General features: G+C 73.0%; 26 protein-coding genes and 1 pseudogene. 13 read left to right on the forward strand and 14 right to left on the reverse strand.

Annotated elements, in window-relative coordinates:
• Nucleotides 1–212 precede the first annotated feature (212 nt).
• The 4 genes from ACPA54_RS24775 to ACPA54_RS24790 all read left to right on the forward strand — a co-directional run bounded on the left by ACPA54_RS24775 (nt 213) and on the right by ACPA54_RS24790 (nt 5,020).
• The gene (locus ACPA54_RS24775) at nt 213–1,037 is read left to right on the forward strand and encodes a GntR family transcriptional regulator (protein ID WP_423533237.1); all 825 of its coding nucleotides are present in this window, start codon (nt 213–215) and stop codon (nt 1,035–1,037) included.
• A gap of 360 nt (nt 1,038–1,397) precedes the next feature.
• The gene (bioD, locus tag ACPA54_RS24780; protein ID WP_423533239.1) at nt 1,398–2,129 is read left to right on the forward strand and encodes a dethiobiotin synthase; all 732 of its coding nucleotides are present in this window, start codon (nt 1,398–1,400) and stop codon (nt 2,127–2,129) included.
• Nucleotides 2,126–3,163 carry a biotin synthase BioB gene (gene bioB, locus ACPA54_RS24785; RefSeq protein WP_345673878.1) on the forward strand — a complete coding sequence of 346 codons (1,038 nt, stop codon included), beginning with the start codon at nt 2,126–2,128 and terminating at the stop codon, nt 3,161–3,163. Before bioD ends, bioB begins: the two co-directional genes overlap by 4 nt.
• A gap of 156 nt (nt 3,164–3,319) precedes the next feature.
• The gene (locus ACPA54_RS24790) at nt 3,320–5,020 is read left to right on the forward strand and encodes an acetolactate synthase (protein WP_423533241.1); all 1,701 of its coding nucleotides are present in this window, start codon (nt 3,320–3,322) and stop codon (nt 5,018–5,020) included.
• A gap of 73 nt (nt 5,021–5,093) precedes the next feature.
• On the opposite strand, the gene ACPA54_RS24795 is transcribed toward ACPA54_RS24790, so the two are convergent.
• Entirely contained in the window at nt 5,094–5,495 is a 402-nt protein-coding gene (locus ACPA54_RS24795; RefSeq protein ID WP_423533243.1) for a thioesterase family protein, read from the reverse strand.
• Nucleotides 5,496–5,515: 20 nt separating this feature from the next.
• Here ACPA54_RS24795 and bsaP point away from each other — a divergent pair, with 20 nt between their 5' ends.
• Nucleotides 5,516–5,734 (forward strand): biotin synthase auxiliary protein BsaP, encoded by a 219-nt coding sequence (gene bsaP / locus ACPA54_RS24800; protein WP_345673875.1) that lies wholly within the window; start codon nt 5,516–5,518, stop codon nt 5,732–5,734.
• Between the two features lie 18 nt (nt 5,735–5,752).
• Here the strand turns inward: bsaP and ACPA54_RS24805 are convergent, their stop codons facing one another.
• Entirely contained in the window at nt 5,753–5,968 is a 216-nt protein-coding gene (locus ACPA54_RS24805) for a biotin/lipoyl-binding carrier protein (RefSeq protein ID WP_423533245.1), read from the reverse strand.
• A gap of 290 nt (nt 5,969–6,258) precedes the next feature.
• On the opposite strand from ACPA54_RS24805, the gene ACPA54_RS24810 reads away from it, so the two are divergent.
• The 3 genes from ACPA54_RS24810 to ACPA54_RS24820 are packed head-to-tail and all read left to right on the forward strand — an operon-like array spanning nt 6,259 to nt 8,578.
• Nucleotides 6,259–6,978: a DUF5317 family protein gene (locus ACPA54_RS24810; RefSeq protein WP_423533247.1), complete on the forward strand. Its 720-nt coding sequence runs from the start codon at nt 6,259–6,261 to the stop codon at nt 6,976–6,978.
• A 32-nt stretch (nt 6,979–7,010) separates the two neighbouring features.
• Complete coding sequence (locus tag ACPA54_RS24815; RefSeq protein WP_423533249.1) at nt 7,011–7,544, forward strand: SigE family RNA polymerase sigma factor; 534 nt, start codon at nt 7,011–7,013, stop codon at nt 7,542–7,544.
• Nucleotides 7,541–8,578, forward strand: coding sequence for a hypothetical protein (locus tag ACPA54_RS24820; RefSeq protein ID WP_423533251.1), 1,038 nt, complete (start codon nt 7,541–7,543; stop codon nt 8,576–8,578). Before ACPA54_RS24815 ends, ACPA54_RS24820 begins: the two co-directional genes overlap by 4 nt.
• 18 nt (nt 8,579–8,596) lie before the next feature.
• On the opposite strand, the pseudogene ACPA54_RS24825 reads toward ACPA54_RS24820, so the two are convergent.
• The 5 genes and pseudogenes from ACPA54_RS24825 to ACPA54_RS24845 form a co-directional block, all read right to left on the reverse strand.
• Nucleotides 8,597–9,316, reverse strand: a pseudogene (locus ACPA54_RS24825) (HD-GYP domain-containing protein); the annotation flags it as partial.
• A 392-nt stretch (nt 9,317–9,708) separates the two neighbouring features.
• Nucleotides 9,709–10,044: a mycothiol system anti-sigma-R factor gene (rsrA, locus tag ACPA54_RS24830; protein ID WP_345673870.1), complete on the reverse strand. Its 336-nt coding sequence runs from the start codon at nt 10,042–10,044 to the stop codon at nt 9,709–9,711.
• On the reverse strand, nt 10,041–10,820 hold the full coding sequence (locus tag ACPA54_RS24835) for a sigma-70 family RNA polymerase sigma factor (RefSeq protein WP_423533253.1): 780 nt from the start codon (nt 10,818–10,820) through the stop codon (nt 10,041–10,043). The genes rsrA and ACPA54_RS24835 overlap by 4 nt, the downstream gene beginning before the upstream one ends.
• A gap of 745 nt (nt 10,821–11,565) precedes the next feature.
• Entirely contained in the window at nt 11,566–12,207 is a 642-nt protein-coding gene (locus ACPA54_RS24840; RefSeq protein WP_423533460.1) for an alpha/beta hydrolase family protein, read from the reverse strand.
• Nucleotides 12,208–12,892: 685 nt separating this feature from the next.
• Complete coding sequence (locus ACPA54_RS24845; RefSeq protein WP_423533255.1) at nt 12,893–13,666, reverse strand: SOS response-associated peptidase; 774 nt, start codon at nt 13,664–13,666, stop codon at nt 12,893–12,895.
• Between the two features lie 83 nt (nt 13,667–13,749).
• Here ACPA54_RS24845 and aroA point away from each other — a divergent pair, with 83 nt between their 5' ends.
• Together aroA and rsgA are read left to right on the forward strand one after the other, a co-directional pair.
• Nucleotides 13,750–15,039: a 3-phosphoshikimate 1-carboxyvinyltransferase gene (gene aroA, locus ACPA54_RS24850; RefSeq protein WP_423533257.1), complete on the forward strand. Its 1,290-nt coding sequence runs from the start codon at nt 13,750–13,752 to the stop codon at nt 15,037–15,039.
• A 16-nt stretch (nt 15,040–15,055) separates the two neighbouring features.
• Nucleotides 15,056–16,105 (forward strand): ribosome small subunit-dependent GTPase A, encoded by a 1,050-nt coding sequence (gene rsgA / locus ACPA54_RS24855; RefSeq protein WP_423533258.1) that lies wholly within the window; start codon nt 15,056–15,058, stop codon nt 16,103–16,105.
• A gap of 19 nt (nt 16,106–16,124) precedes the next feature.
• Here the strand turns inward: rsgA and ACPA54_RS24860 are convergent, their stop codons facing one another.
• Nucleotides 16,125–16,631: a DUF2231 domain-containing protein gene (locus ACPA54_RS24860; RefSeq protein ID WP_423533260.1), complete on the reverse strand. Its 507-nt coding sequence runs from the start codon at nt 16,629–16,631 to the stop codon at nt 16,125–16,127.
• 263 nt (nt 16,632–16,894) lie between these two features.
• On the opposite strand from ACPA54_RS24860, the gene ACPA54_RS24865 reads away from it, so the two are divergent.
• Nucleotides 16,895–17,695 carry a DUF4097 family beta strand repeat-containing protein gene (locus ACPA54_RS24865; protein ID WP_423533262.1) on the forward strand — a complete coding sequence of 267 codons (801 nt, stop codon included), beginning with the start codon at nt 16,895–16,897 and terminating at the stop codon, nt 17,693–17,695.
• A 16-nt stretch (nt 17,696–17,711) separates the two neighbouring features.
• Here the strand turns inward: ACPA54_RS24865 and ACPA54_RS24870 are convergent, their stop codons facing one another.
• From ACPA54_RS24870 to ACPA54_RS24895, 6 genes are all read right to left on the reverse strand, one after another.
• Nucleotides 17,712–18,272 carry a DUF2087 domain-containing protein gene (locus ACPA54_RS24870; protein WP_423533263.1) on the reverse strand — a complete coding sequence of 187 codons (561 nt, stop codon included), beginning with the start codon at nt 18,270–18,272 and terminating at the stop codon, nt 17,712–17,714.
• 130 nt (nt 18,273–18,402) lie between these two features.
• Nucleotides 18,403–19,092, reverse strand: coding sequence for an HAD family hydrolase (locus tag ACPA54_RS24875; protein ID WP_423533265.1), 690 nt, complete (start codon nt 19,090–19,092; stop codon nt 18,403–18,405).
• A 77-nt stretch (nt 19,093–19,169) separates the two neighbouring features.
• On the reverse strand, nt 19,170–20,276 hold the full coding sequence (locus ACPA54_RS24880; protein ID WP_423533267.1) for a ferritin-like domain-containing protein: 1,107 nt from the start codon (nt 20,274–20,276) through the stop codon (nt 19,170–19,172).
• A 100-nt stretch (nt 20,277–20,376) separates the two neighbouring features.
• Nucleotides 20,377–20,961 carry a TetR/AcrR family transcriptional regulator gene (locus tag ACPA54_RS24885; protein ID WP_423533269.1) on the reverse strand — a complete coding sequence of 195 codons (585 nt, stop codon included), beginning with the start codon at nt 20,959–20,961 and terminating at the stop codon, nt 20,377–20,379.
• Nucleotides 20,962–21,089: 128 nt separating this feature from the next.
• Complete coding sequence (locus tag ACPA54_RS24890) at nt 21,090–21,485, reverse strand: nuclear transport factor 2 family protein (RefSeq protein WP_423533271.1); 396 nt, start codon at nt 21,483–21,485, stop codon at nt 21,090–21,092.
• A gap of 611 nt (nt 21,486–22,096) precedes the next feature.
• Nucleotides 22,097–22,993, reverse strand: a complete 897-nt coding sequence (locus tag ACPA54_RS24895) for a hypothetical protein (RefSeq protein ID WP_423533273.1) — start codon at nt 22,991–22,993, stop codon at nt 22,097–22,099.
• 262 nt (nt 22,994–23,255) lie between these two features.
• Between ACPA54_RS24895 and hisN the strand changes: the two genes are divergently transcribed.
• The gene (gene hisN, locus ACPA54_RS24900) at nt 23,256–24,044 is read left to right on the forward strand and encodes a histidinol-phosphatase (protein WP_345673857.1); all 789 of its coding nucleotides are present in this window, start codon (nt 23,256–23,258) and stop codon (nt 24,042–24,044) included.
• Between the two features lie 256 nt (nt 24,045–24,300).
• Nucleotides 24,301–24,720, forward strand: a complete 420-nt coding sequence (locus ACPA54_RS24905; RefSeq protein ID WP_423533275.1) for a CBS domain-containing protein — start codon at nt 24,301–24,303, stop codon at nt 24,718–24,720.
• Nucleotides 24,721–24,788 lie beyond the last annotated feature (68 nt).

Raw genomic sequence — 24,788 nt, forward strand, 5'->3', positions numbered from 1 at the left:
TGGGGGGAGAAATACGGAGTGCGAACCTGGACGAGGGTTGCGCGGTGACCACCAATGGTTTAGACCATTCCGGAGGTTGGCATAGACCAATTGGGGTGTCAAGGTTCCGCAAGAGACCTGCTGTCAGCCGTTATCCGACCGACACCTGGCCGGTCGGAGAACCTCTCGGAGGACCCCGTCCGGGGCATCCGCCGCGAGGCGGTCGTGCCACGATGGGGACCGAACGTGTCAGGAGGGCACCGGTGACGGCGGAACAAGGGGCGACCGCGACGGCGGGCGCGGAGCACCACCACGCGAGCGAGAGCGGCGAGGGCGCGGAGAGCGCGGCGCGGGAGCCGAAGTACTACCGACTCAAGAAGCACCTGCTCGAACTCACCCAGACCCAGCCGCCAGGCACCCCCGTGCCGCCGGAGCGCACCCTGGCCGGCGAGTTCGACATCTCCCGGACCACCGTCCGCCAGGCTCTCCAGGAGCTGGTGATCGAAGGCCGCCTGGAACGCATCCAGGGACGCGGCACGTTCGTCGCCAAGCCCAAGGTCGCCCAAAGCCTCCAGCTGACCTCGTACACCGAGGACATGCGGGCCCAGGGCCTCGAACCGACCTCCCGTCTCATCGACATCGGCTACATCAACGCCGACGACCAGCTCGCCGAACGGCTCGCCGTCCGGCCCGGCAACCGCGTGCTGCGCATCGAGCGCCTCCGGCTGGCCAACGCCGAACCGATGGCGATCGAGACGACGCACCTGTCCACCAAGCGCTTCCCGTCGCTGCGGCGCACCCTCGACCGGTACACGTCGCTGTACACCGCGCTGAGCGAGGCGTACGACGTGCATCTCGCGGAAGCCGAGGAGACCATCGAGACCGCCCTCGCCAACCCGCGCGAGGCCGGGCTGCTGTCCACGGACGTCGGGATGCCGCTGCTGCTCCTGTCCCGGCACAGCTTCGACACGGACGGCGAACCCGTGGAGTGGGTCCGCTCGGTGTACCGCGGCGACCGCTACAAGTTCGTGGCGCGCCTGCAGCGACCCCAAGGGTGACATACGCGTAAGCAAACGGACATATGGGGGCTGGTGCGGCGCACGGTGCGGAGACGCACGGAAACCTGAGAAACCCGGAAAACCCCGGAAAACCCCGCTGAAACGCCAACAGCGGCCGGATCCCGGGAGCCGCCGCTCGCCGGGTTCCGGCCGCCGTCCGGAGAGGATTGCCGTTCACTCCGGGTTTCCGCCTGTGCAGAAGGCCGGGGTCGCGTGCCCGGATCCGGGCCGCCGCCCGGTCCGGGCTCCACGCCCACACCCCGATCCTGCCCGGGGAACCGGCGCCGAACCCCGGCCCGGAAGTCCCGGTATGCGGGACCAAAGTCCCGATTGCCCGCCCGGGCCCTAAGCTCTCGCCCCGTGAGCATCTTGGTGGTGACCGGGACCGATACCGGCGTCGGGAAGACCGTGGTGACGGCCGCCGTGGCGGCCTTGGCGGCCACGCGGGGTTCGTCGGTGGCCGTGGTGAAGGCCGCACAGACCGGCGTGGCGACCGGCGACGTGCCCGACGTCGACGAGATCGGGCGCCTCGCGGGCATCACCGACCTGCACGAGTACGCGCGGTTCGCCGACCCGCTGTCCCCCGCCGCGGCGGCCCGCCTGGAGGGCCGCGCGCCGGTGAACCTGTACGCGGCCGCCGACCGGATCCGCGAGCTGGCCGAAACCCGCCGCCTGGTCCTCGTCGAGGGCGCCGGCGGCCTGCTGGTCCGCTTCGACGACGAAGGCACCACGCTCGCCGACCTCGCGCACACGCTCGGCGCGCAGGTCCTGGTGGTGACCCGCCCTGACCTCGGCACCCTCAACCACACCGCCCTCACGCTGGAGGCGATGGCGCACCGCGGCATCGACCTCGCGGGGGTGGTGATCGGCTCGTGGCCGGAAAAGCCGGACCTCGCGATGCGCGCCAACGTGCGCGATCTCGAGACGCTCGCGGCCCGCCCGCTGGCCGGTGCGGTCGGCGCCGGCGCGGGCGCGCTGCACCCCGCGGAGTTCCTCGGGGCGGCCCGCTCGAGTCTGGCTCCAGCCCTGGGCGGTACCTTCGACGCGGGCGTGTTCCGTGCCGCCCACGATCCAGCGCGAGGTGAACGGTGACGGAGACGCTCGACACGACGAACCGGCAGGCCCCCGCGGACGGCGACATCCTCGCCGTCGCGCGCGAGCAGGTCCTGGAGCAGGGCCGCGGCCTGACCGCCGACCAGGTGCTCCAGGTGCTGCGGCTGCCCGACGACCGCCTCGAGGAGCTGCTGCAACTCGCCCACGAAGTGCGGATGCGGCACTGCGGCCCCGAGGTCGAGGTCGAGGGCATTGTGTCGGTCAAGACCGGCGGCTGCCCCGAGGACTGCCACTTCTGCTCGCAGTCCGGCCTTTTCCCGTCCCCGGTGCGGGCCGCGTGGCTGGACATCCCGTCGCTGGTCAAGGCCGCCGAGGAGACCGCGGCGACCGGCGCGACCGAGTTCTGCATCGTGGCCGCGGTGCGTGGGCCCGACGAGCGCCTGATGAACCAGATGCGGGACGGCGTCAAGGCCATCCGCGACAAGGTGGACATCAACATCGCCGCGTCGCTCGGCATGCTCTCCCAGGAGCAGGTCGACGAGCTGGCCGACATGGGCATCCACCGCTACAACCACAACCTGGAGACCGCCCGCTCCTACTTCCCGAACGTGGTCACCACCCACACCTGGGAAGAGCGCTGGGACACCCTGCGCATGGTGCGCGCCGCGGGCATGGAGGTCTGCTGCGGCGGCATCGTCGGCATGGGTGAGACGGACGAGCAGCGCGCCGAGTTCGCCGGGCAGCTCGCCGAGCTGGAGCCGGACGAGGTGCCGCTGAACTTCCTCAACCCGCGGCCGGGCACGCCGTTCGGCGAGCAGACGGTCATCGAGCCGCGCGAGGCCCTGCGGATCATCGGCGCGTTCCGCCTGGCGCTCCCCCGCACGATCCTGCGCTACGCGGGCGGCCGCGAGATCGCCCTGGGCGACCTCGGCACCGAGAAGGGCCTGCTCGGCGGCATCAACGCGGTCATCGTCGGCAACTACCTGACGACCCTCGGCCGCAAGCCGGAGAGCGACCTGGAACTCCTCGCCGACCTGCAGATGCCGGTCAAGGCGCTGAACCAGACGCTGTAGCGGCAACTCGTCCGTCGGGCCCGTGCCGGTTTGCGGCACGGGCCCGACGCGTCCCCGGAACCGCCGCCGGAAAGCCCCGGGCTGCTGCGTAAAGCTCCGGAAAGCCCTGTCCCCCTCGCCCGACCCGGCATACCGTGCCCCTCGGAGGTGGGCGGCATGACGGACACGGAAGCGGTACCCGGCACCGACGCGGGGGACGGTGACGACGGCCTCACCGGACACGGCGGCGAGCATGCCGTGGCCGCGTTCCGCGCACACGGCATCGACACCATGTTCACGCTGTCCGGCGGCCACGTGTTCCCGGTCTACGACGGCGCGGTCAAGGCCGCCGAACCCCTGCGGATCCTCGACGTGCGGCACGAGCAGTCCGCCGTCTTCGCCGCCGAAGCCACCGCGAAGCTGACCCGCCGCCCCGGCCTGGCCGTGCTGACCGCGGGCCCCGGCGTCACCAACGGGGTCAGCGCCGTCACCACCGCGCACATGAACGGCTCCCCGCTGCTGGTCTTCGGCGGCCGCGCGCCCGCCTTCCGCTGGGGATCCGGCGCGCTGCAGGAACTGGACCACCCGCCGCTGCTGGCCCCCGTCACCAAACGCGCCGCGACCGTGCACGAGACCGAGCGGATCGCCGCCGACGTGTCCGACGCGCTGACGCTCGCCGCGACCCCGCACCGCGGCCCGGTGTTCCTCGACGTCCCGATGGACGTGCTGTTCGACCGCGGCAGCGCCCCCGCTCCGGTTCCCGCCCGCATCGCCCCGGTCGCCCCCGACCCGGACGCGATCGACGCGGCCGCCGCCCTGCTCGCCGGCGCCCGCCACCCGGTCCTCGTCCTCGGCCACGACGTGTGGATGGGCGGCGCCGAAGACGCGGCTCGGCGCGCGGCGGAAACCACGGGCATCCCGGTCGTCGCGAACGGCATGGGCCGCGGCATCCTGCCCCGCGGCCACGAACTCCTCGCGTCCCGGGCCCGCGCCGCCGCCCTCGGCCGCGCCGACGTGGTCGTGGTCGTCGGCGCACCCCTGGACTTCCGGCTCGGCTACGGCGTCTTCGGCGGCCGCGACGGCACCCCGCCGGCCCGCGTCGTACACATGACCGACGGCCCCGGCCAGTCCGCACCCGGCGGCGGCGCGCCCGCGGTGTCGGTCCGCGCCGACCTGGCGCTCGCGCTGGACGCGCTGGTCGAAGCGTGGGCGCGCAAGGCCGCGCCGCGGGCGTACCGGGACTGGAGCGCGGAGGTGCAGGGGGCCGCGCGGACGGCGTACCAGTCGGACCGGGCGCTGCTGGACGCGGGCGGCGACTCCATCCATCCGGTGCGGGTCTACGGCGAACTGCTGCGCGTCCTCGACGACGACGCGGTGGTGATCGGCGACGGCGGCGACTTCGTCTCGTACGCGGGCAAGTACGTCGAGCCCGCCCGCCCCGGCGGCTGGCTCGACCCGGGCCCGTACGGCTGCCTCGGCACCGGCCTCGGCTACGCGATCGGCGCCCGCCTCGCCCGCCCGGCCGCGCAGATCGTGCTGCTGCTCGGCGACGGCGCCGCGGGCTTCTCGCTGATGGACGTCGACACGCTGGTCCGGCACCGTCTGCCGGTGGTGATGATCGTCGGCAACAACGGCATCTGGGGTCTGGAGAAACACCCCATGCGATCGCTGTACGGCTACGACGTCGCCGCCGACCTCGCCCCCGGCACGCGCTACGACGAGGTGGTCCGCGCGCTCGGCGGCGCGGGCGAGACGGTGGCAAGCCCGGACGGCATCGCCCCGGCGTTGGCCCGGGCGTTCGCGTCGGACGTGCCGTACCTGGTCAACGTGCTCACCGACCCGGAGGCGGTGTACCCGCGCAGCACCAACGGCGTGTGACCGCCCCGTGCGGCGCGGTCGGGCCGGGTTGCGTCGGGTTGGGTCGGGTTGGGTCGGGCCGGGTTGGGTCGGGTCAGTCCCGCGGCACGCGTTTGAGGAAGCGTTCGCGGTCGACGATCACCCGGGTGACTTCGCCTTGGCCGACGAGCCGTCGCGCGGCGTCCTCGGCGACGATCGAGAAGCGCACCAACCGGCCGTCGACGTAGACGACTTCGGCGCGGACCGTGACGGTGCCGCCGACCGGGGTGGCGAGCAGGTGCTCAAGCGCGACCCGGGTGCCGACCGAGGTGCGGTCCGCGCCGAGCAGCCCGGTGAGGGCGCGGACGGTGGCCGCTTCGGCGAGCGCGAGGAGCCGCGGCGTGCCGAGCACCGGCAGGTCGCCGCTGCCGACCGCGGCCGCGGTGTCGGCGTCCGTGACGGTGTGGGTCAGCTCGGCGTGTGTTCCCGGCGACACCGGGATCGGCTCGTGCGGCATGGGCCCGTACTCTAACGACCGTGAGCGCTTCGGAGACCCCCACCGCCGCGGACGTCGACCGCTACTGCGACCAGTGCGGCGAGCCCGCCGGCTCGGCCGGCCACGAGGCGTGCGCCCGGCGCCGCGACCTGGAGCCGCCGCGGTACTGCGCGGACTGCCGGCGCCGCATGGTCGTGCAGGTGACGCCGCGCGGCTGGACCGCGAAGTGCGTCGAGCACGGGGTGCGGACCTCGGGCTGACGGCGCCTGCGGCGGCGCTCAGGAAATGACCGCGATGAGGTCGCCCTCCTGGATGACGTCCCCCTCGGCGACCTTCAGCGCCTTGACGGTGCCGGCCGTCTCGGTCGGCACCGGGATCTCCATCTTCATGGACTCCAGGATCACCAGCGTCGTGCCGGCCTCGACCGCGTCGCCCTCGGCGACGACGATCTGGGCGACGTTGGCGACCATCTCGGCGTAGACCTCCTCGGCCATCCCCGCTCCTCGTTCGTGTGGTCCGCACCCGGTGTCGGGGCGCGGATCGATGCGCGGCCCGCGTACGCGCCCGCGGGGGTCGCGGTAGCGCCCGCCCGCAAAAATCCAACCACGCGGCGAAGGCCCCTCCGGGATGGCGCGGGGTACAACACACGGCGCGGAACTTTGTAGGGGCGTCGGCGCGGCGTACCGGGTTTCGGACCGCGCAGCGCGATACGACCATCACACCGGCCCATACGGCGGTATGTCGTAGACCGTCCGGGATCCTCCGGATTAGCGACAATGCGACCATGGGTCTCGCCGTGCTCGTCCTCCTGCTCGCGCTCGCCGTCGGGGCCGCCCTCGGCGGACGGGTCTCCGGCCTGTCCCGGCTCCCGGTGCGGCACTTGCCGTGGCTGGGCGCCGCGTTCGCGTGCCAGCTCGCGGGCGCGCTGGCCACCGACGTGACCCCGCACCAGCTCGCGCTGCTCGCGTCCGCGGGCCTGGCCGCGCGGTTCGCCGCGGGCAACCTGCACCTGGCGGGCGTCCCGCTGGCCGCCGCGGGGCTGCTGCTCAACGCGCTGGTGATGGCGGTCAACGGCGGCATGCCGGTGTCCGAACACGCCGCGGCCCGTGCCGGGCTGCCGCTGGAACGGCCGAGCGAAGCGGGCCGGTTGGCCGCCGGGCCGGACACCAGGCTCGACTGGTTTGCCGAGTCCCTGCCGGTCCCGCTGCCGCTGCGGCCCGAGGTGGACAGCCCGGGCGACCTCCTGGTCGCCGCCGGGGTCGGCCTGCTCGTGGTGGACGGCATGCTGCGCGACCGCGGGCCGCGGCGGCTGCCGCCGATCCCGCAGGCGCTGCGGCGCCGGTTCGGCCGACCCTCCGGCAACGGCCGCGGGTCTTCCGCCGGTTCGGCCGCCGCTTCCGTACGCTCCGTCGGCTCCGCCCGTTCGGTCGGCTCCGTCAGCCTCGCCAAAACTCTTCCCCGGAAGGCGCAACCTCCCGCGCGCTCCGGCTCTCTTCCCTCGTAGAGGCCCTCCGGGGGCCCCGGGGAGGTGGGGCGTTGGGGGGTCACGACGAAGCGCTCCGCGAGTTCATCGCCGTGCGGCGCGGGCCTTTGCTGCGCAGCGCGTTCCTGCTGTGCGGCGACATGCACGACGCGGAGGACCTGGTCCAGACGACGCTGGTCAAGGTCGTGCTCGCCGGTCGCAGGCTGGACCGGATCGACAACATCGAGGCGTACACGCGCCGCACGCTCATGAGCGTGTTCATATCCTCGCGCCGCCGCATGTGGCGGCGCGAACACCCGCACGCCGCACCTCCGGACACCGCGGCGGCCGCGGGCAGCGACCCCGACATGGGCCTCGCGGTACGCGTCGCCCTGACCGCCGTGCCGCCGCGCCAGCGCGCCGTGCTGGTGCTGCGGTACTGGGAGGACCTCAGCGTCGAGGAAACCGCCCAGCTGCTCGGCGTCTCCCCGGGCACCGTGAAGAGCCAGAGCGCGCGCGGCTTGGCGACGCTGCGCGCCGCGCTGGGGGACGCACTGCCCGACGAGGCCGCGCGCCGCGTCACGTCCGCCGAGGAGGCGAGGCTTTGAACCACCCGGACGACCTGCACGGCATTGACCGCACCGAACAGGATTCCGACGACATGCACGCACGCCGGCTCCTCGGGATCGCCGGCGACAGCCTGCCGATCCCGTACGGATCCGCCTCGACCGCGCAGGTGGACGCCGTCCTCCGGCACGCCGGGCGGATCCGGCGGAGGCGCCGGTTCGCGCTGGTCGGCGGGTCGGCGGTCGCGGTGGCGGCGGTGGCCCTGGGCACCGCGCTGATGCCGCGGGCGGACGGCAGCAGTTCGGCGCTGGGGGATCCCCGGGCGTCGTCCGCCGCGCCTTCGGCGTCCGCATCCGCGGCGCCGTCCGCCACCGCGCGGACCGGGACGCCGAGCCCCTCCGCCTCGGCAACCGGCGCCCCGCAGAGCGGCGTGCACGGGAACGGCGACGACCCGGAACCGCCGCACACCTCCTCCCGGCCCACCGCCACACCGAAGACGGCCAGTCCGCCGCCGAGCAAGACCGCGAAGACGACCGGCACGCCCTCCACGGCCGGCCCCGCCGCGCTCGTGAACTCCCTGCTGCCGGCCGGCACCGGCACGGTGCGCCGGGAAGCCGACCGAGTCACCCCCTCGTACACGCCCAACCCGCTGTCCGGCCGCTACCTGCTGACCAAGAACGGCAAGACCGCCTACCTCGACATCACGGTCGTGGACAAGAAGGTCAACGCAGACCAGCCGCGGCCGACCATGGCGCAGGAGCGCGCCACCAACCACTGCGAGGACTTCGGCATCGTCGCGCCGAACACCGACTGCACGCACGTCACGCTGTCGGACGGCTCGCTGCTGTCCACGTTCTCGGCGCCCGGCAACCAGCAGGAACCGGGCAGCGATCACGTGTCGGGTCCTGGCTACGACGCGTGGATCATCTACCCGAACGGCAACCAGGTCGAGATCTACGCCTCGTCCGGCATCACCGGCCCGGGCGGCCTCGGCCCGCGCTACGACCAACCGCCGCTCACCAAGGACCAGTTGGCCTCGCTGGTGAAGTCCGGGGCGTGGTTCAAGAGTTCCTGACGGCCGCGGTGGTGCGGCTCAGGCGCCGTCCGCGTGCTCCGCGGCCAACGCCCCCGCGACGCTGTGCGAGTTCTGCGTGCCGAGCCGCGGCACGGGCAGCGGCGGCAGCCCTTCCAGCCCGGTGCCGACCGGTGCGGTGAGCCCGGCGGCGGGGCGTTCGGCGAGCGGCCAGCCGTAGCGGCGCAGCGCGGTCTCCAACGCGGTGACCATGCGCGGGTCGAACTGGTCGCCGCTGCACCGGTGCAGCTCGGTCAGCGCGGCCTCGATCGGCCGGGACCGGCGGTACGACCGGGTCGACGTCATCGCGTCGAAGGCGTCGGCGACCGCGATGACGCGGGCGAACTCCGGGATGGCGTCGCCCGCGAGGCCGGCGGGGTAGCCGCGGCCGTCGAGGCGCTCGTGGTGGTGCAGGATGCCGTCCCGGCCCTCGCCGAGGAAGTCCAGGTCGCGCACCAGATCGGCACCGCACTGCGGGTGCCGCTGGATCGTCTCGCGCTCGTCGGCGTCCAGCGGGCCGGACTTGGTGAGCAGCCGGGTCGGCACGCCGAGCTTGCCGACGTCGTGCAGCAGGGCGGCGTAGCGCAGCAGCACAATGCGCTGCCGGCCCATGCCGAGCTGACGGGCAATCAATACGGAGGCGTATGCGACGCGTTCGCTGTGCGCTCGGGTATATCCGTCCTTGACCTCGACGGCGCGCAGCAGACTGCGCACCGCCGCGTCGCGTGCCGCTTCACCGCGCACCCGCGTCAGATTGCGCCGCAGATACAGCAGCGCGGCGGACGCCATCACTGCGCCTTGCAACGCAATCCCGGCCCCCACACAGAGGGTTCGGGTGGTGGACCGGCCGTCTGGAACAGTCGGCAGGGTTCCCATGCGACTGCCTCCTCGGGCTCCGGTCGCGCATTCAACCGCCAACCGAGAATAGGACGGCGTACGGGCGCTGAGCGCCTTCTGTCCGTTTTACAACGCCCGATTCTGCCGGATTAACCCGAACGGGGGGCGCGCAATGCGGGGTTCGCGGCTTTTCGCGCCCCGCGCATACGCGGGCCCGGAAATGCCGAAGGCGCGCCGGGCGATGCCCGGCGCGCCTTCGCAAGTCTGCGCCCTGTGTCGTCGCGCGGATTCGCCTGCTAGGCGCCCGGCTTGTCGACGATCACGGTGTCGACCTGCTCTTCCACCACGATCCGGCTGCCGTCGGACTGCGTCGCGACCTCGATCTTCACTTCGCGGATCCGGGCCAGGACCTTGCTGCGCAGGTCGACCGGCACGTCGTCGCAGCCGCAGCAGCGCTGCACGAGCGCCTTCACGTGCTGCTCCAGCCCGTACTTCTCCAGACACGGCGAGCACTCGTCCAGATGTGTCCGAATATCGCCGCAGTCCGCATCGGCCAGCTCGTTGTCGATGTACTCGTAGAGCTTGCCGAGGATCTGCGCGCAGTCAACCTCGTGGTGGTCGCCGCAGCTCATGAGACGGAACCTTTCGAATCCGTGCCCGTGCCGGCCGGGACGAGCCCGCGCTCGCGGGCGTAGTCCTCCAGCAGGGTGCGCAACTGGCGGCGTCCGCGATGCAGCCGGGACATCACCGTACCGATGGGGGTACCCATGATGTCCGCGATCTCCTTGTACGGGAATCCCTCGACGTCGGCCAAGTACACGGCGATGCGGAATTCCTCCGGGATGGCCTGGAGGGCTTCCTTGACGTCGGAGTCGGGCAGCCCGTCGAGCGCCTGGGCCTCGGCCGAGCGCAGCCCCGTCGACATGTGCGACTCGGCCCGCGCGAGCTGCCAGTCCTCGATCTCCTCGGTGGCGCTCTGCTGGGGCTCCCGCTGCTTCTTGCGGTAGCTGTTGATGAAGGTGTTCGTGAGGATCCGGTACAGCCATGCCTTGAGGTTGGTGCCCTCGCGGAATTGGTGGAACGACCCGTACGCCTTGGCGAACGTCTCCTGCACCAAGTCCTCGGCATCGGCGGGATTGCGCGTCATGCGCAGCGCGGCCGAGTACAGCTGGTCCAGATACGGCAGCGCGTCGCGCTCGAACCGCGCGTCCCGCTGCTCCAGGGTCTCTGTCTCCGCGACCGGACCCACCTCCTCAACCCGATGGTCCTCGCGGACCACCTTCGACCCGCTAGACGTCGACGATATCGGTCGCTTGCGATCACCGCCCGGCACCCAGGCAGGCCAAGTCAGGATCGACGCGTCGTTCCCGGCGTCGGCACGGCCGACAGGGGGCGTGGCAGTGAGCATTGGCGACCTCCGCAGATCGAGGATGTACCGGCCACAACGCGAGGAGCACGGCGATCATTCCCCGGCGCGCACGGCCCCCGGGCGCGCACTCCGGCGCCCGCCGGCACCGCCCGCGCCCCGGAGCACCACGCCAGGTCCACGAGGTCGGGCGCGTCCGAACGGGGGGTGCGTCGGACGGTCGAGACGGGCGAGGCGGGTTGCGTGGGACGGGCGTGTCGGACGAGACGACGGAGGGGCCGGCGGACCGACGACGCGGACGAAAACGGCCGGCGGCTCCCTCGGTCGGGCGCAGACCCATGCCCTGAGGCTTGCCGAGCGCGGCGGAGAAATGCCGGGCGACGAGGGGTGCGACACGGGACGCGGCCGGCGCCACGGGGACAGAGCCGCGCGGCCGTCCGGCTCGGACACTCCGCGGCATGCCCGGTCGGTCCCCCGGGGGTCAGGTGAGCGTGAGCGGGTGGCCTGCGGGAGCGCGTGCTCAGCGCAGCGACCAGGCCAGTCGGTGCGGCGGTCGGGCCGCCGCGGCGTCCGTCACCCCCCGCGACGGCGTCGAGGCGGTGGCCGCATGGATCGCGGCTCGGTGGCGGTTCCGTCCGGGCCCGCAGGGGCGCTACCGCGGCCGAGCGGCGTCGGGGCGATACGACGTGGGCTCGGCACACCGCCGGATGAGCCGTGCGAGGGTTTGGCCGCGACTGGGACCTTCCGGCGTGGCGGCGGACTCTCCCCCACCGCCGCCGCCCTCCTCTCAGCCGAACAGCTTCACCAGCCACGTCCCGGTGGCGTCCGTGATCGTCTTCAGGGTTTCGTCCTGGCTCACCGGGGCGCGTTTCGCCACGGAGAAGCCGTGGTCGGCGTGGGGAACGGGGGTGAGGGTGCCGGTGGAGCCGAGGGCGGGGAACTCGTCGGGGCCGCCGAACGGGTCGCGGTCGCCTTGCAGGACCAGCGTCGGGACTCCCGCGCCGAGCAGTTCGTCGGCGCGGGACGCGGCGGGCTTGCCCGGCGGATGGAGCGGGAACGCGAGCGCGACCACGCCCGCCGCGCCGGTCGCCGCCGCCGTCCGGCATGCGACACGCGCCCCCGCGCTCCGCCCCGCGGCGGCGAACCGCGCGCCCGCCATGTCGGCCTTGAGCGCGTCGACGATCGGGATCCACGCCTCGTCGAGCCGTTTCGGCGCGGGCGCGAGCTTCTTCCCCGCGACCCGCCACGGCTGCTCGACCAGCGCCACGGTCACGCCGAGCGGCGGCAGCGCCGCGGCCAGCGCCGCCAAATCACGCGCTTCGATACCGCCCCCGGCCCCGTGCGAGGCCACGAACCAGCCCCGGACCGTGCCGGGAGCCGGATACACCGTGGCCCGGGCGTCACCGACCGGTGTGGGGATGGTGCGGATGGTGCGGACGACGGGTTCGGCCGGGTCCGTACCCGACGCCGCCTCGACCGAGGACTGCGGAGAAGACTTGCGCACACTCACCCCCCGATCCTCCCGGACCCGCCCGACGGAAGACGACCCACCACGCCCTGCGGCCCGATCACTCCGACAGGCGCCGGGCGGGCGACCGCGCCTGGACACCACGCAGGGAGACCGTCACCGGGCCCGAAGGTGCCCCTGCGTACCGGCATCACCCCGCGGCAAGCCACCCGGCAAGAGCCGCAACCGGCAGTAACGGCGGCGTTGAGAGAACCAGGCATCCGACCGCCTCCGGGCCCGGCGGGCCGACTGCCGCGAGCGCCTCCCCCGCAGACCCGTGGCTTCCCGCACACCTCACCCGAACCGCACCGGCTCGAACCGCAACCACCGGCCCACCTGCCACAGACCCCTTGCCGCACGAGCGCGGCGGGCCCGTGGTGGAGGACGTGTCGGCCAACGTCGTCGCCGTCGTGCTCGGCGAATCGGCCGTCTTCGGTGTGGTGGTGGGCGGGGTGGAGGTTCGCGGCGGTTCCGGGGCGCCGCCGATCCCGTGCCGCCGGGCACGTGCGCCGATCGCCCTGCCCGTCGGCGCGGCCGCCCCGAAGACCCGCCGATCCCGCGGGCCCGCGGCCCTTGCCCGGGCGCCCACAAACCGCGCTGCGCCCCGTCAGAACAACGTCGCGTCTCCCGCCTCCACCTCCTCCGGCGGCAGCGGGTCGAGCAGGTGCGCGTCGTTGTTCTTCACGCTGTTGACCGCCATCGACACCGGATACGCCGCCATCCGCCCGGGCTCCGGCGGCGTCAGCAGCCCGCGGGCCCGTTCGGTGTCCCCCAACGACGGGTCGAGCCACGCGTCCCAGCGCGACGCGTCCAGGACGAGCGGCATCCGCGGATGGATCCGGGCCAGTTCCGGCTCGGCGTCCGTCGTGATGATCGTGCAGGTCCACAGCCACGCCAGCGGGTCGTCGTCGGGGCGCGTCCGGTCGCGCCACCACTCGTAGAGGCCGGCGAAGGCCAGCGGGGAGCCGTCCGCGTGGTGGATCCAGAACGGCTGCTTGCGGGCCTTGCCCTTGGGGCCGTCGGGCGCCGTCTCGGGGGTGTACCACTCGTAGTAGCCGTCCGCCGGGAGCAGGCAGCGGCGACTGGCGAAGGCCTTGCGGTAGGCGGGTTTCTCGAACACGGTCTCGGACCGCGCGTTGATCATCTTCGCGCCGGTCTCCGGGGTCTTCGCCCACGACGGCACCAGGCCCCACCGCACGGTGCGGAGCTGGCGGACCGCGGGGCCCTCACGTTCGACGGAGCGTTCGAGAACGGCGTACACGTTCTTCGTCGGCGCGATGTTCCAGTCCGGCGGGAGCGTTTCCGGCACCGCGGACTTTTCGATCTCGAACAGTTCGATCAGATCGTCGGGCTGCTGGCTGGAGGCGTACCGACCACACATGGGCCCTACCCTCGCACGTTCGGTGGAGTGGCGGCGGAAATCCCCCCGGGGAGGCCGGGGCCGCCCGTATAGGCTGATGGACCATGACCTCCCCGCTCTGGTCCGCTCCTGTCGCCTCCGCTCCCGTCGACGCGGTCGTCGCGCTGCCCGGTTCGAAGTCGGTGACCAACCGCGCGCTGGTGCTCGCGGCGCTCGCGGACGGCCCGAGCACCGTGCGGCAGCCGCTGTACAGCCGCGACACCACGCTCATGGCGGCGGGTCTGCGCGCGCTCGGCGCGACCGTGGAGGACACCGCGGACGGCGACCTTCGCGTCGTCCCCGCGCCGCTGCGCGGCCCCGCGCACGTCGACGTCGGCAACGCCGGGACCGTGATGCGCTTCCTGCCGCCGGTCGCCGCGCTGGCCGCGGGCGACGTGCGCTTCGAGGGCGACCCGCGTGCCTACGAGCGGCCGCTCGACGGCGTCATCCTCGCCCTGCGCGACCTCGGCGCGGACATCGACGACGCGGGCACCGGCCGCCTGCCGATGACGGTGCGCGGCGCGGGCTCGCTCCGCGGCGGGATCGTGGAGATCGACGCCTCGTCGTCCTCGCAGTTCGTCAGCGCGCTGCTGCTGTCCGGTGCCCGGTTCGCCGAGGGCGTCGAGGTCCGGCACATCGGCAGTTCCGTGCCGTCGATGCCGCACATCGACATGACGGTCGCGATGCTGCGCGCCGCCGGGGTGTCCGTCGACGACTCCGAGCCGGACGTGTGGAAGGTCGCCCCGGGTCCGATCGCCGCGCGCGACGTCGTGGTCGAGCCGGACCTGTCGAACGCCGCGCCGTTCCTCGCCGCCGCGCTCGTCACCGGCGGCCGTGTGACGGTGCGCGACTGGCCGGTGGCGACCACGCAGCCCGGCGACTGGCTGCGCGACCTGTTCGCGCGCATGGGCGGCGCGTGGGAGTTCACCGACGACGGCTTGGTCTTCACCGGCACCGGCAAGATCCACGGCATCACCGCCGACCTGCACGATGTCGGCGAACTGACCCCGGTGATCGCCGCGGTGGCGGCCCTCGCCGACTCCCCCAGCGAGCTGACCGGCATCGCCCACCTGCGCTTGCACGAGACGGACCGGCTGGCCGCGCTGGCCAAGGAACTGAACGGGCTCGGCGGCGACGTCACCGACACCGCGGACGGCCTGGTGATCCGGCCGCGGCCGCTGCACGGCGGCGAGTTCGCGACCTACGACGACCACCGGCTGGCCACCGCCGCCGCGGTGATCGGCCTCGCCGTGCCGGGGGTCCAGGTGGAGAACATCGCCACGACGGCGAAGACGCTGCCGGACTTCCCGGCGCTGTGGCACGCGCTGCTCATGCCGGCCGACCAGGCGAGCTGAGCGGACGGATCCCACGATGGCGAACGCCCGGTCCACGCGCCGTACCGACTACGACGAAGACGACATCCGCGTCCGTCCCTCCCGGCGCGGATCGCGCCCGCGGACCCGGATCCGGCCCAAGCACGACGACGCCGAGACCGGCCGGGTGCTGACCATCGACCGCGGCCGGTACACCTGCCTGGTCGAGGAAGACACCCGGCGCGAGCACGAAGTGACCGCCATGAAGGCCCGCGAACTCGGCCGCAAGGGCGTCGTGGTCGGCGACCGTGTGGCGATCGTCGGGGACGTGAGCGGCGACAAGGGCGCGCTCGCCCGCATCGTGCGCGTGGAAGACCGCGATTCGGTGCTGCGGCGCACCGCGGACGACGACGACCCGTTCGAACGCATCATCGTGGCGAATGCCGACCAGCTCGCCATCGTCACCGCCCTCGCCGACCCGGAGCCGCGGCCGCGCCTGATCGACCGGTGCCTGGTGGCGGCCTACGACGCGGGCATGGAGCCCCTGCTGGTGCTCACCAAGGCGGACCTGCGCGGGCCGGAGTCGCTGCTGGAGCTGTACGGCGCACTCGGGGTCCCGTACGTCGTCACGCGCGGCGGCGACGCCTACGACGACTGGGACCTCGACCCCATCCGCGCCCACCTCGCGGGCCGCACGACGGTCTTCGTCGGCCACTCCGGCGTCGGCAAGACGACCCTGGTCAACGCGCTGGTACCGGACCGGCAGCGGGCCACCGGGCATGTGAACGTGGTGACCGGGCGCGGCCGCCACACCACCACGTCCGCGCTGACGCTGCGGCTGCCCCGGTTCGGCGACGAGCGGGATTCCGGGTGGGCCGTCGACACCCCGGGCGTGCGGTCGTTCGGCCTCAACCACGTGGACCTCGGGCGGATCATCCACGCCTTCCCGGACCTGGAGCCGGGGACGGCGGAGTGCCCGCGCGCCTGCTCGCACGACGAACCGGACTGCGCGCTGGACGCGTGGGTCGAGGCCGGCCACGCCGACCCGGCCCGGCTGAGCTCGCTGCGGCGGCTGCTGGCGACCCGCGAACAGGCCGAAGGCGACTGACCCGAGCGCCCGCCGCCTGTCACCCGTTCGTCGACTGCACGATCGGCTTCCACACCACCTGCGATCCCGCATGCCCGGTGCGGACGACCTGCACGGTGACCAGCACTGCCGCGGCGACCGCAAGCACCGCCACCACCGGGACCACGAACGCCGGAACGGTGTCCCGTATGGCCGCCTGCCCGCGCGCCCGCAGCCGGGCCACCACCACCAAGGCGGCCGCGACGACGAACAAGGCGACCACGTACCAGAGCAGGTCGTCGCCGCGCTCGATGTGCGTGCGCATCGCCGCCGGGCGGGCGGACGGATCCGGGTAGATCCGCTTCAGCAGCTTCTCGCCGCTCTCCTTGGTCGCCCACACCAGCACGACCATGACCGCGTCGAGCGCCGCGACCCACACGCCGAACCGCGGCAGCCAGGCCGGACGCACCGCGACCGCGATCGTGGCGAGCGCGGCGAGCGGCACCAGCACCACGGCGAAGTGCAGCACGAGCACGTGCACGGGAAGACCGAACACGGTGTCGAACATAGGGAGACTCCTCACGCCATCGGCGAACCCGGCATCTGCCGCCGACGTCCGCGGAAATCTTCGTCCCCCGGCACCGGCCCCGGCACGTTCTTGCACGTCGCCGAGGCCCGACCGGTTCAGGGTGGGGCTGTCCCTACCCTCGATCCGGGAGAGTGCCACATGCCGCACCGGCATCCGCGCCTCGTAGGCTCCCAGAGTCCGAACGCCGCACCCGAGCGGCGCGGCCACCGCCGAGACCGCCGTTCCGATCCCGGGAGCCCGCCATGACCAGGCCGCTGCGTACGACGCTCTTCGCCTTCGGCGGAGTGCTGCTCGTCGGATTGATCGGCTCCGGGGCGCTGGCCGGCCTGGTGCTGGCGTCGACGCACGACGTGGACAGTCAGAAGGACTTCGCGTTCTCCGGCGACCAGCTCAAGATCACCACCGACGGCGGCTCGATCCACCTGGTGCCGGGCGTCGCGGGCAACCTGCACGTCGACCGCACGATCACGGACTCGATCCGCGGCGGCAACCCGACCTGGAAGCTCGAAGGCACCACCCTCACCCTCGACACCAACTGCCCGTCGTTCATGTCGATCACCTGCGACGGCGACTACACCGTCTCGGTGCCCACGGGCATCCCCATCACGGTGCGCGGCGACAACGGCTCGATCACCGCCGACGGCATGCGCCAGCAGCTCGACCTGCGCAGCAACAACGGCTCCATCAAGGTCCGCGACTCGTCCGGCAACCTGAAGCTGACCAGCAACAACGGCTCGATCTCGGTGGACCGCACGGTCGCCGACCGGGTCGACTTCTCGACCGACAACGGGTCGCTGCGCGCGACGCTGCTGAACGCGCCGTCGTACGTCAAGGGGTCGTCCGACAACGGCAGCGCCAAGCTCTACCTGCCGCGCGGCCCCGAGGCCTACAACGTGCAGCTCAGCTCCTCGAACGGCAGCGAGAAGAACAATGTGAGGCTCGACCCGCTGTCCCCGCGCCTCATCGAGATCTCCTCCGACAACGGCTCGGTGAAGGTCGACTACGCGGGCACCGCGACGCCCACGCCCGTCCCCACGCCGTGACCGCGGCCCGCCGCGGTCACACGTCGAACGTCCCGCCGGTCCGCCAGTAGACGCCGCCCTCGCGCCCCAGGAAGCCCTCGTCGACGAGGAGCCGCCGCAGCGCCAGGGGGTCGTCGGCCAGCGGCCGCAGGATGTCGGCGAGCTGGGCTTCGGTGTAGCGCACGCCCGGTTCGACGTGTCCGGCGAGGTGGTCGAGGACGACGAGGCGCTTGGCGCGCTGCGGAGGCAGTTGCCGGAGCCGCCCGTCGTCGAGGTAGGTGCGCAGCACCGCGACGTCGCCGGGCGGGCGTCCCGGGTAGTCGGCCGCGGCGCTGCCGTCGGGCGCGAAGGCGGCTTCGCCGAGGCGTTCCGGGCAGGCGTGCCAGCCGTCGCCCACCCGGGCCGCGAGCCCGGCTTCTTCCAGCCGGGCCAGGATCCGCACGGTGTCCCGGGGTGCCAGACCGGCGCGTTCGGCGATCTCCGTGGTGCCGCGCGCGTCGAGGACGAGCGCGGCGAACACCCGCAGCCGGTCCGGTGCGGCGAGCACCCCGAGCAGCGCTGCGGCGTCCCGCGGAGATTCCGTCGGACCTGATGCCATGCCGGAATTTTACGGGGGCACCCCCGCCGTCCCCCGCGCCGCCGAACGGGTGAACTCCGTTCGGACCCGGCCGCTTTCGCCGCGACGGCGGCTCGGGCGGCGCGGCGGGCCGGTCGGGGGCGAGGCCGGGTCAGACCCCGCGCACGCCCAGCTCGTCGATGTGCGCGAGCAGGTCGCCCGGTTCCTCGTACACGCGGAAGGCGTGCGCGCGTTCGAGTTCGTCGGCGCCGTAGCCGCCGGACAGCAGGCCGACGCCGAGCGATCCGGCGCGGCGCGCGGCCAGCAGGTCCCAGATGCTGTCGCCGACCACGACGCAGTCGCGCGGGTCGACGCCGAGCTTGGCGGCGCCGGCCAGGAACAGGTCGGGGTCGGGCTTGGCGCGGGCCACCTCGTCGCGCGTCACCATCGGCAGGTCGGCGGGGGCGCCGAGCTTGGCGAGCATCGGTTCGGCGCCGGAGCGGCGGCCGCTGGTGGCGATCGTCCACTTGATCCCGACGTTCGTCAGGTGCCGGAGCAGCTCGGCGGCGCCGGGCAGCGGCTGCACGTCCGCGACCCGCTTGGCGTAGTGCCGGCCGTGCGCGTCCTGGAGGCGCTCGACCTCGGCGTCGTCGAGGACGATGCCGGTCTCGCGCTGCACACCCTTGACGAACAGGCCGCCGCTCATGCCGATCTTGCGGTGGATCCGCCAGGTCGCGAGCGGGATGTCCGCTTCGAGGAGGGCTTCCTGCCACGAGATGACGTGCTGGTACACGCTGTCGACAAGCGTGCCGTCGAGGTCGAAAACGAACGCGGGCGGTGAATACCGGACAAGATCGCTCATGCCGCCGAATGTACCCGCGCCCGCGCCGCCCGCACTCGCGTCCTCTCCTTGCTTCCGTCCCCGTGGCAATCCCGGCTTCACTCCCCGCCGAGTGCCACCATCTCCGCGACCTCCGCCGCGCGAGCTGCCTCCTCGGCGGCAAAGCGCCGCGTGCGGTCGAGTTCCTCGGCGGTGTCCTCGTCCGCGCGCATCAGCACCTCGACGTCCGTCGCCGCCATGTCCAGCACGCCCATGTCGGCGAACGCGTCGCGCACCTTGGGGCCCCACAGGCCGACGTCCTTGATGCACGGCACGATCCGGCTGAACAGCAGTTTGCGGAAGTCCCGCAGGTATTCGGAGTTCTCGGTGGCCTCCAGCGCCTCGGCCTTGTCGATGGCGAAGTTGTCCCAGACTTCCTCGCCGCGCAGCCGGTCGCGCATCAGGTAGCAGCCTTCGACGACGAACTCCTCGCGCTCGGCGAGTTCCGCATCGCTGAGTTCGCGGTAGTAGTCGCGCAGCGCGAGCCGCCCGAACGCCACGTGCCGGGCCTCGTCCTGCATGACGTACGCGAGGATCTGCTTGGGCAGTTCGACCGGCGTGATGTCGCGCAGCATGCCGAACGCAGCGAGCGCGAGGCCCTCGATGAGGACCTGCATGCCCAGGTACGGCATGTCCCAGCGGCCGTCCGACAGCGTGTCGTCGAGGAGTTGCTTCAACTGCGGGTTGATCGGGTAGTACAGCCCGACTTTGTCCTTGAGGAAGCGGGCGTACGTCTCGGCGTGCCGGGCCTCGTCCATGACCTGCGTGGCGGCGTAGAACTTCGCATCCAGGTCGGGGACGGATTCGGCGATGCGCGCGGAGCAGATCAGCGCGCCCTGTTCGCCGTGCAGGAACTGGCTGAACTGCCAGGCCATGCTGTGCCGGCCGAGTTCGTCGCGTTCCTTCCGCGACATCTTGTTCCAGCTGGGCGTGCCGTAGAGGGTGTGGGTCTCTTCGGGGAGGCCGAGCGGCGAGACGGGGTCGACGGGGAGGTCCCAGTCGATGCGCTTGGCGGCGTCCCACTGCTTGTCCTTGCCCTTGGCGTAGAGGGCGAGCAGGCGGTCGCGGCCTTCGTCGTACTCCCACGTGAACCGCGCGGAGCCGGCGGCGGGGACTTCCCAGACGGCCATGTCGGCCGGGAGCGCGTAGAGGTCGTGCGTCGACACGGGCGATCTCCTTCGTGGCGGAGTGAGCCGGTGGTGCCTGGTGACGTACGGGTTCCGGGGTTGCTCAGGGAGCTTCGGGGGCTTCGGGGGGCTTCGGCGGTCAGGGCCGCGGCGCGTCGGGCGCGGGCATGGCCGAGGTGCCGAGGAGTCTGCGGACGAGCACCGCGATGTGGTCCGCGGTGACTTCAGCGGCCTCGGTCGGCACGACAAGGTGCGACACGGTGATACGGACGGCCATCTCGGCCACCCACGCGACTTCGCCGGGGTCGAGGTCGGGCCAGCGCTCCCGCAGGACGGCGGCGGCGTTGTCGCGGAACAGCGCGACAAGGCCCGCCGACCGGGTGGTGAGGGTGGGCAGCAGGCCCGCGGCCTCGTCGGTCAGCGCGGCTTTGACGAGGAGGTTCTGGCGCGCCTCGTGGAGTGCCCACAAGGTGGCGGCGCGGGTGCAGTCGCCCGCGTCGCCGGGGGTGCGGCGGCTCGCCGCGGAGGTGCCGGCGAGGAAGTGCTCGGCCTCGCGGTGGGTGAGGGCCTCGGCGAGCGCGTCCTTGGTGCCGAACTCGTTGTAGAGGGTCTGCCGGGAGACGCCCGCGGCGGCGGCCACGTCGGCCATGCGCGTAGTGGACCAGGCGCCGGCGACCGCGGCGTCTCGGGCGGCTTGCAGCAGTGCTTCGCGAACGGACGGCACCGGCGGCTCCCCACGAGCGGGTGATGAACCGAAGTGGGCTTTACACGAACGTCTTTCGTGTCAAGCTTCACCCGCCCGCGAGGCGGCCGTCAAGGTGTCCCGCAGGAGCAGCCGGTTCCGACCGGGGGTCAGCTCCAGAACTCGTTGTCCTCGTCTATGTCCGGCGAGCATTCGTCGATGTCGGTGATCTTGCCGCCGACGATCGTGAAGAACAGCCCGCCGCGCTGGTCGATCGAGCGGCCCTTCCGGGTCGCGGTGAAGCGGTGGACGCTGATCGCGTGCCCGCGCCCGTCCGCGAACACGTGCTCCAACGTGACGCGCATCGTGCCGTCGGTCTCGGAGAACATCCGCCCGTAGTAGTCGAGGACGTTGTCGAGGCCCTTCATGTGCCCGGAGAGCGGATGGTCGCCGGGAACGTGGTGGGTCACGTCGCCGGTCATCATCGCCCCGAGGGTCTGCATGTCACCGGCGGAGAACGCTTCGTATCCGCGGCGGACCATGGCGCTGTCGGCGTGTTCGGCCATGACGATTCACCCGGTTTCTGTCGCGAGGGTGTCTTCTCATCGTGGCGCGGGGAGAGGGCGGGGTCCACCCGCGTACTGTGCCCAGGACGAGCGGAAAAACTGCGGCAGCGGCGGGGGTTGGCCGGGAAAGCCGATGGCGGCGGGCATGGGGGCCGGTGGCTCCTCGGGGAGCAGGCGGCTGCCCGCGCGCTCGACGAAGGGTCCACTGAGACGTCGAGCGTCCCCGCGAGCCCATGCGGCGCAACACCCGCCGGGCTTGCCACCACCTCCGCCGGCGGCCGCATCATCCGCCAACCCTGAAACGGCGGACCGGAATCGGAGGAGCGGGAGCTGCTCCGGGACGTCGCGGCCGCACCCGGCGCGTCCTCCGGTCCGTCCGAGGGGTCGCCGCCGGCCAAGGAACATGCGGCTGCCGCCGGGCGACGTGCCCACGGCTGCGCTGCCGGAGCGCCGCCGACCAGATCGCCTGCCGCGATGCGAGGCGGCCTCCGTCCCCGGTGGGGGCATCCGCCGCCTGTGCAAGACAGAAGCCCCGAGCCGGAGCACCCGGGGCCACCGCGGTCACGGCGCCCCGGCATCCCACCGTGCGCCCTTCGTCCTCCGGTGCTCGGCTACGGCTTGTCGGCCGGGTCGGGCTCTGCCGGGTCGTCCGCCGGGGGCGGGGTCTCGGGCTTGGGCGGGAGCGGGATGCCCGTCACGGCCCCCTCCGGCTTGCGCGGGATCGGGGCGGCGCCGTCGATCGGGGGCGGCGGGGATTCCGGGCGGGGCGGGATTACCGCGGGCGCAGCCGGCAGTTTCGGCCGCGCGTCGTCGTCCGAGGCGCTCGTCGGTCCCGCGCTCGGCGCGGCCGCTGCCGCCTTCGCGGCGATCACACGGCCTACTGCTTTGCTCTTGCGCTTGGCCGCGGCCAAACCGCGGCGGGCGGCACTCGGGCCCGCGGGCCGCGGCGGGGACCCGGCGGATGCACCGGTAGCCGCAGCGCCGTTCGACGACCCTCCGGATGCCGCGCCCTGCCCTCCTACGGCGCGCGTCGCGGTGCCGTTGCCCGGGCCCGAAGTCGCCCCCGCCTCGCCCGCGCGGCTCGCCGGCACCTCGGCGTCGTCGTCCGCCGTGTCCACCCCTGTGTCCACCGCCAGGTCCACCGCGTCCGGCACCCGCAGCCCGAGCCGCTTGCGCAGCCGCTGCCGCCGCCGGGCCAAAGCCCTGGTCGAGACCGGGTTGGCGTCGTGTATGCGGCTCGGCAGCGCGAAGTAGGCGTCCAACACGGCCAGCGCCTGCGGGCGTTCGCCGCCCGCTTCGAGGATGTCCGCGGCGCGCTCGTACGTCCACGGGGTGTCCATCCCCGCGCTGACCCCGTGCATGAGGGTGCCGAGTTCGCGCAGCTCCTCGCCCGTGAACCGGGCGCCGAGGGCGGTGCCCTCCAGGGTCCAGCCGTCCAGGCTCCGGCGCGGTGCCACCACGTCCGGCCCCGGCACGGCCTCGTCGCCGCGCGCTCGTCCGCCGCTCATGCCGAAACGTGCCATCGCGGCCCCCGGGCCCTTTCTCTTGGCTCCACCGATTCACCGACCGGCGGCCGTGAACGTCTGCCCCCGAAGCGTACGAGCCCCGCGGGACACCGCGAAAGGCCGTTCGCCGTACCGGGGGACAGAAGCCCGCGGCGGTCCCCGCGCGCCCCTCCGCGCGCCCCCGGCCACCGCGTCCGCCGGCCGGCCCGCCGGGCCCCGCCTCCCGCGTGGCAGCCGCGGGCCCCGAGCGACTAGTGTTCGCGCCATGCCCGGCTACGACGACGACCTGCGCTTCGCCCACGTCCTCGCGGACGCCGCCGACGCGACCACGCTCGACCGCTTCAAGGCGCTCGACCTGAAGATCGAGACCAAGCCGGACATGACGCCGGTCAGCGATGCGGACAAGGCCGCCGAGGAGCTGATCCGTGCCCAGCTCGGCCGGGCCCGGCCGCGCGACGCGGTGCTCGGCGAGGAGTACGGGTCGACCGGCCACGGGCCGCGCCGCTGGGTCGTCGACCCGATCGACGGCACCAAGAACTTCGTGCGCGGCGTCCCCGTGTGGGCGACGCTGATCGCGCTGATGGACGGGGACGAGGTCGTCGTCGGCCTGGTCTCCGCGCCCGCGCTCGGCCGCCGCTGGTGGGCGTCGAAGGGCGCCGGGGCGTTCACCGGGCGGAGCCTGTCGCAGGCCTCCCGGATCCGGGTGTCCGAAGTGGCGCGCGTCGAGGACGCGTCGTTCGCGTACTCCAGCCTGGGCGGCTGGGAGGACCGGGGCGCGCTGGACGGGATGCTGGACCTGACCCGTGCGGTGTGGCGGAGCCGCGCGTACGGCGACTTCTGGTCCTACATGCTGGTCGCCGAAGGCGCCGTGGACATGTGCGCGGAGCCCGAGGTCAACCTGTGGGACCTGGCCGCGCTGTCCGTCATCGTCACCGAGGCGGGCGGCAAGTTCACGTCGCTGGACGGGATCGCGAGCCCGGCCGAAGGCAACGCCGCGGCGTCGAACGGCCGACTGCACGAGGACCTGCTCGGCTACCTCAACCAGCGCGGCTGACCGCACCCCGCACCACAGCGGCAGCACACCGGCACCGCACCGGCACCGCATCCGGGAACGAACCCCGTCACGGACTCCGGCACCAACTCCGCGGAAGCCGCCGGAAAGCAAGAAATTCTCGGTAAATCCCGACAAAGCTTTCGCATGTCCGCACGCCCGTGTGACTATGAGCATGGAAGCGCTTGTGAACTTGTGAATTGGTTCTCAAGTGGCCGTTCCGCGACGCCCGACCCCCAATTTCCGGAGGTGGTGCAGCATGCTCGTCCGCGACGGCATGAGCACGGTCGTCCTGACCATCGGCCCGACCCACACCCTGCGCGACGCCGCCCGGCTCATGGCAGCCCGGCAGATCGGCGCCGCCGTCGTCATCGATCCCGACGCCGGCGGGATCGGCATCCTGACCGAACGGGACATCCTCAACTCGCTGGGCGCCGCGGAGGATCCCGACCGGGAGATCGCCGGCGACCACCTGACCTCGAACGTCGTGTTCGCGACGCCGCGCTGGTCGCTCGCGGAAGCTGCCGCGGCGATGGACCGCGGCAGCTTCCGGCACCTGATCGTGGTGGACCGCCACGAAGTCGTCGGCATCATCTCGGTCCGCGACATCGTGCGCTGCACGCTCCGCGAACAGGAGCGGGCGGCCCGGCTGAAGGCCGCCGCGGAACTCGTGGGATAGCCGCGGGCCGCCCGGCGGATCCCCCCGCCGGGCGGCCCGGGCCCGCGCCCGCTCCGGGCGCGCGTCCG

The sequence above is a fragment of the Uniformispora flossi genome (assembly GCF_049534875.1).
GTDB classification, from domain to species: domain Bacteria; phylum Actinomycetota; class Actinomycetes; order Streptomycetales; family Streptomycetaceae; genus Yinghuangia; species Yinghuangia aomiensis.

Excerpts from the sequence above, each read along its gene's own strand:
- ACPA54_RS24905 (WP_423533275.1), top strand. The coding sequence starts at position 24,301 with ATGCTCGTCCGCGACGGCATGAGCACGGTCGTCCTGACCATCGGCCCG.
- ACPA54_RS24890 (WP_423533271.1), bottom strand. The coding sequence starts at position 21,485 with ATGGCCGAACACGCCGACAGCGCCATGGTCCGCCGCGGATACGAAGCG.
- ACPA54_RS24775 (WP_423533237.1), top strand. The coding sequence starts at position 213 with ATGGGGACCGAACGTGTCAGGAGGGCACCGGTGACGGCGGAACAAGGG.
- ACPA54_RS24895 (WP_423533273.1), bottom strand. The coding sequence starts at position 22,993 with ATGAGCGGCGGACGAGCGCGCGGCGACGAGGCCGTGCCGGGGCCGGAC.
- ACPA54_RS24805 (WP_423533245.1), bottom strand. The coding sequence starts at position 5,968 with ATGGCCGAGGAGGTCTACGCCGAGATGGTCGCCAACGTCGCCCAGATC.
- ACPA54_RS24835 (WP_423533253.1), bottom strand. The coding sequence starts at position 10,820 with ATGCTCACTGCCACGCCCCCTGTCGGCCGTGCCGACGCCGGGAACGAC.
- ACPA54_RS24865 (WP_423533262.1), top strand. The coding sequence starts at position 16,895 with ATGACCAGGCCGCTGCGTACGACGCTCTTCGCCTTCGGCGGAGTGCTG.
- rsrA (WP_345673870.1), bottom strand. The coding sequence starts at position 10,044 with ATGAGCTGCGGCGACCACCACGAGGTTGACTGCGCGCAGATCCTCGGC.
- hisN (WP_345673857.1), top strand. The coding sequence starts at position 23,256 with ATGCCCGGCTACGACGACGACCTGCGCTTCGCCCACGTCCTCGCGGAC.
- ACPA54_RS24860 (WP_423533260.1), bottom strand. The coding sequence starts at position 16,631 with ATGTTCGACACCGTGTTCGGTCTTCCCGTGCACGTGCTCGTGCTGCAC.
- ACPA54_RS24845 (WP_423533255.1), bottom strand. The coding sequence starts at position 13,666 with ATGTGTGGTCGGTACGCCTCCAGCCAGCAGCCCGACGATCTGATCGAA.
- ACPA54_RS24795 (WP_423533243.1), bottom strand. The coding sequence starts at position 5,495 with ATGCCGCACGAGCCGATCCCGGTGTCGCCGGGAACACACGCCGAGCTG.
- ACPA54_RS24870 (WP_423533263.1), bottom strand. The coding sequence starts at position 18,272 with ATGGCATCAGGTCCGACGGAATCTCCGCGGGACGCCGCAGCGCTGCTC.
- ACPA54_RS24875 (WP_423533265.1), bottom strand. The coding sequence starts at position 19,092 with ATGAGCGATCTTGTCCGGTATTCACCGCCCGCGTTCGTTTTCGACCTC.
- ACPA54_RS24790 (WP_423533241.1), top strand. The coding sequence starts at position 3,320 with ATGACGGACACGGAAGCGGTACCCGGCACCGACGCGGGGGACGGTGAC.
- ACPA54_RS24810 (WP_423533247.1), top strand. The coding sequence starts at position 6,259 with ATGGGTCTCGCCGTGCTCGTCCTCCTGCTCGCGCTCGCCGTCGGGGCC.
- aroA (WP_423533257.1), top strand. The coding sequence starts at position 13,750 with ATGACCTCCCCGCTCTGGTCCGCTCCTGTCGCCTCCGCTCCCGTCGAC.
- rsgA (WP_423533258.1), top strand. The coding sequence starts at position 15,056 with ATGGCGAACGCCCGGTCCACGCGCCGTACCGACTACGACGAAGACGAC.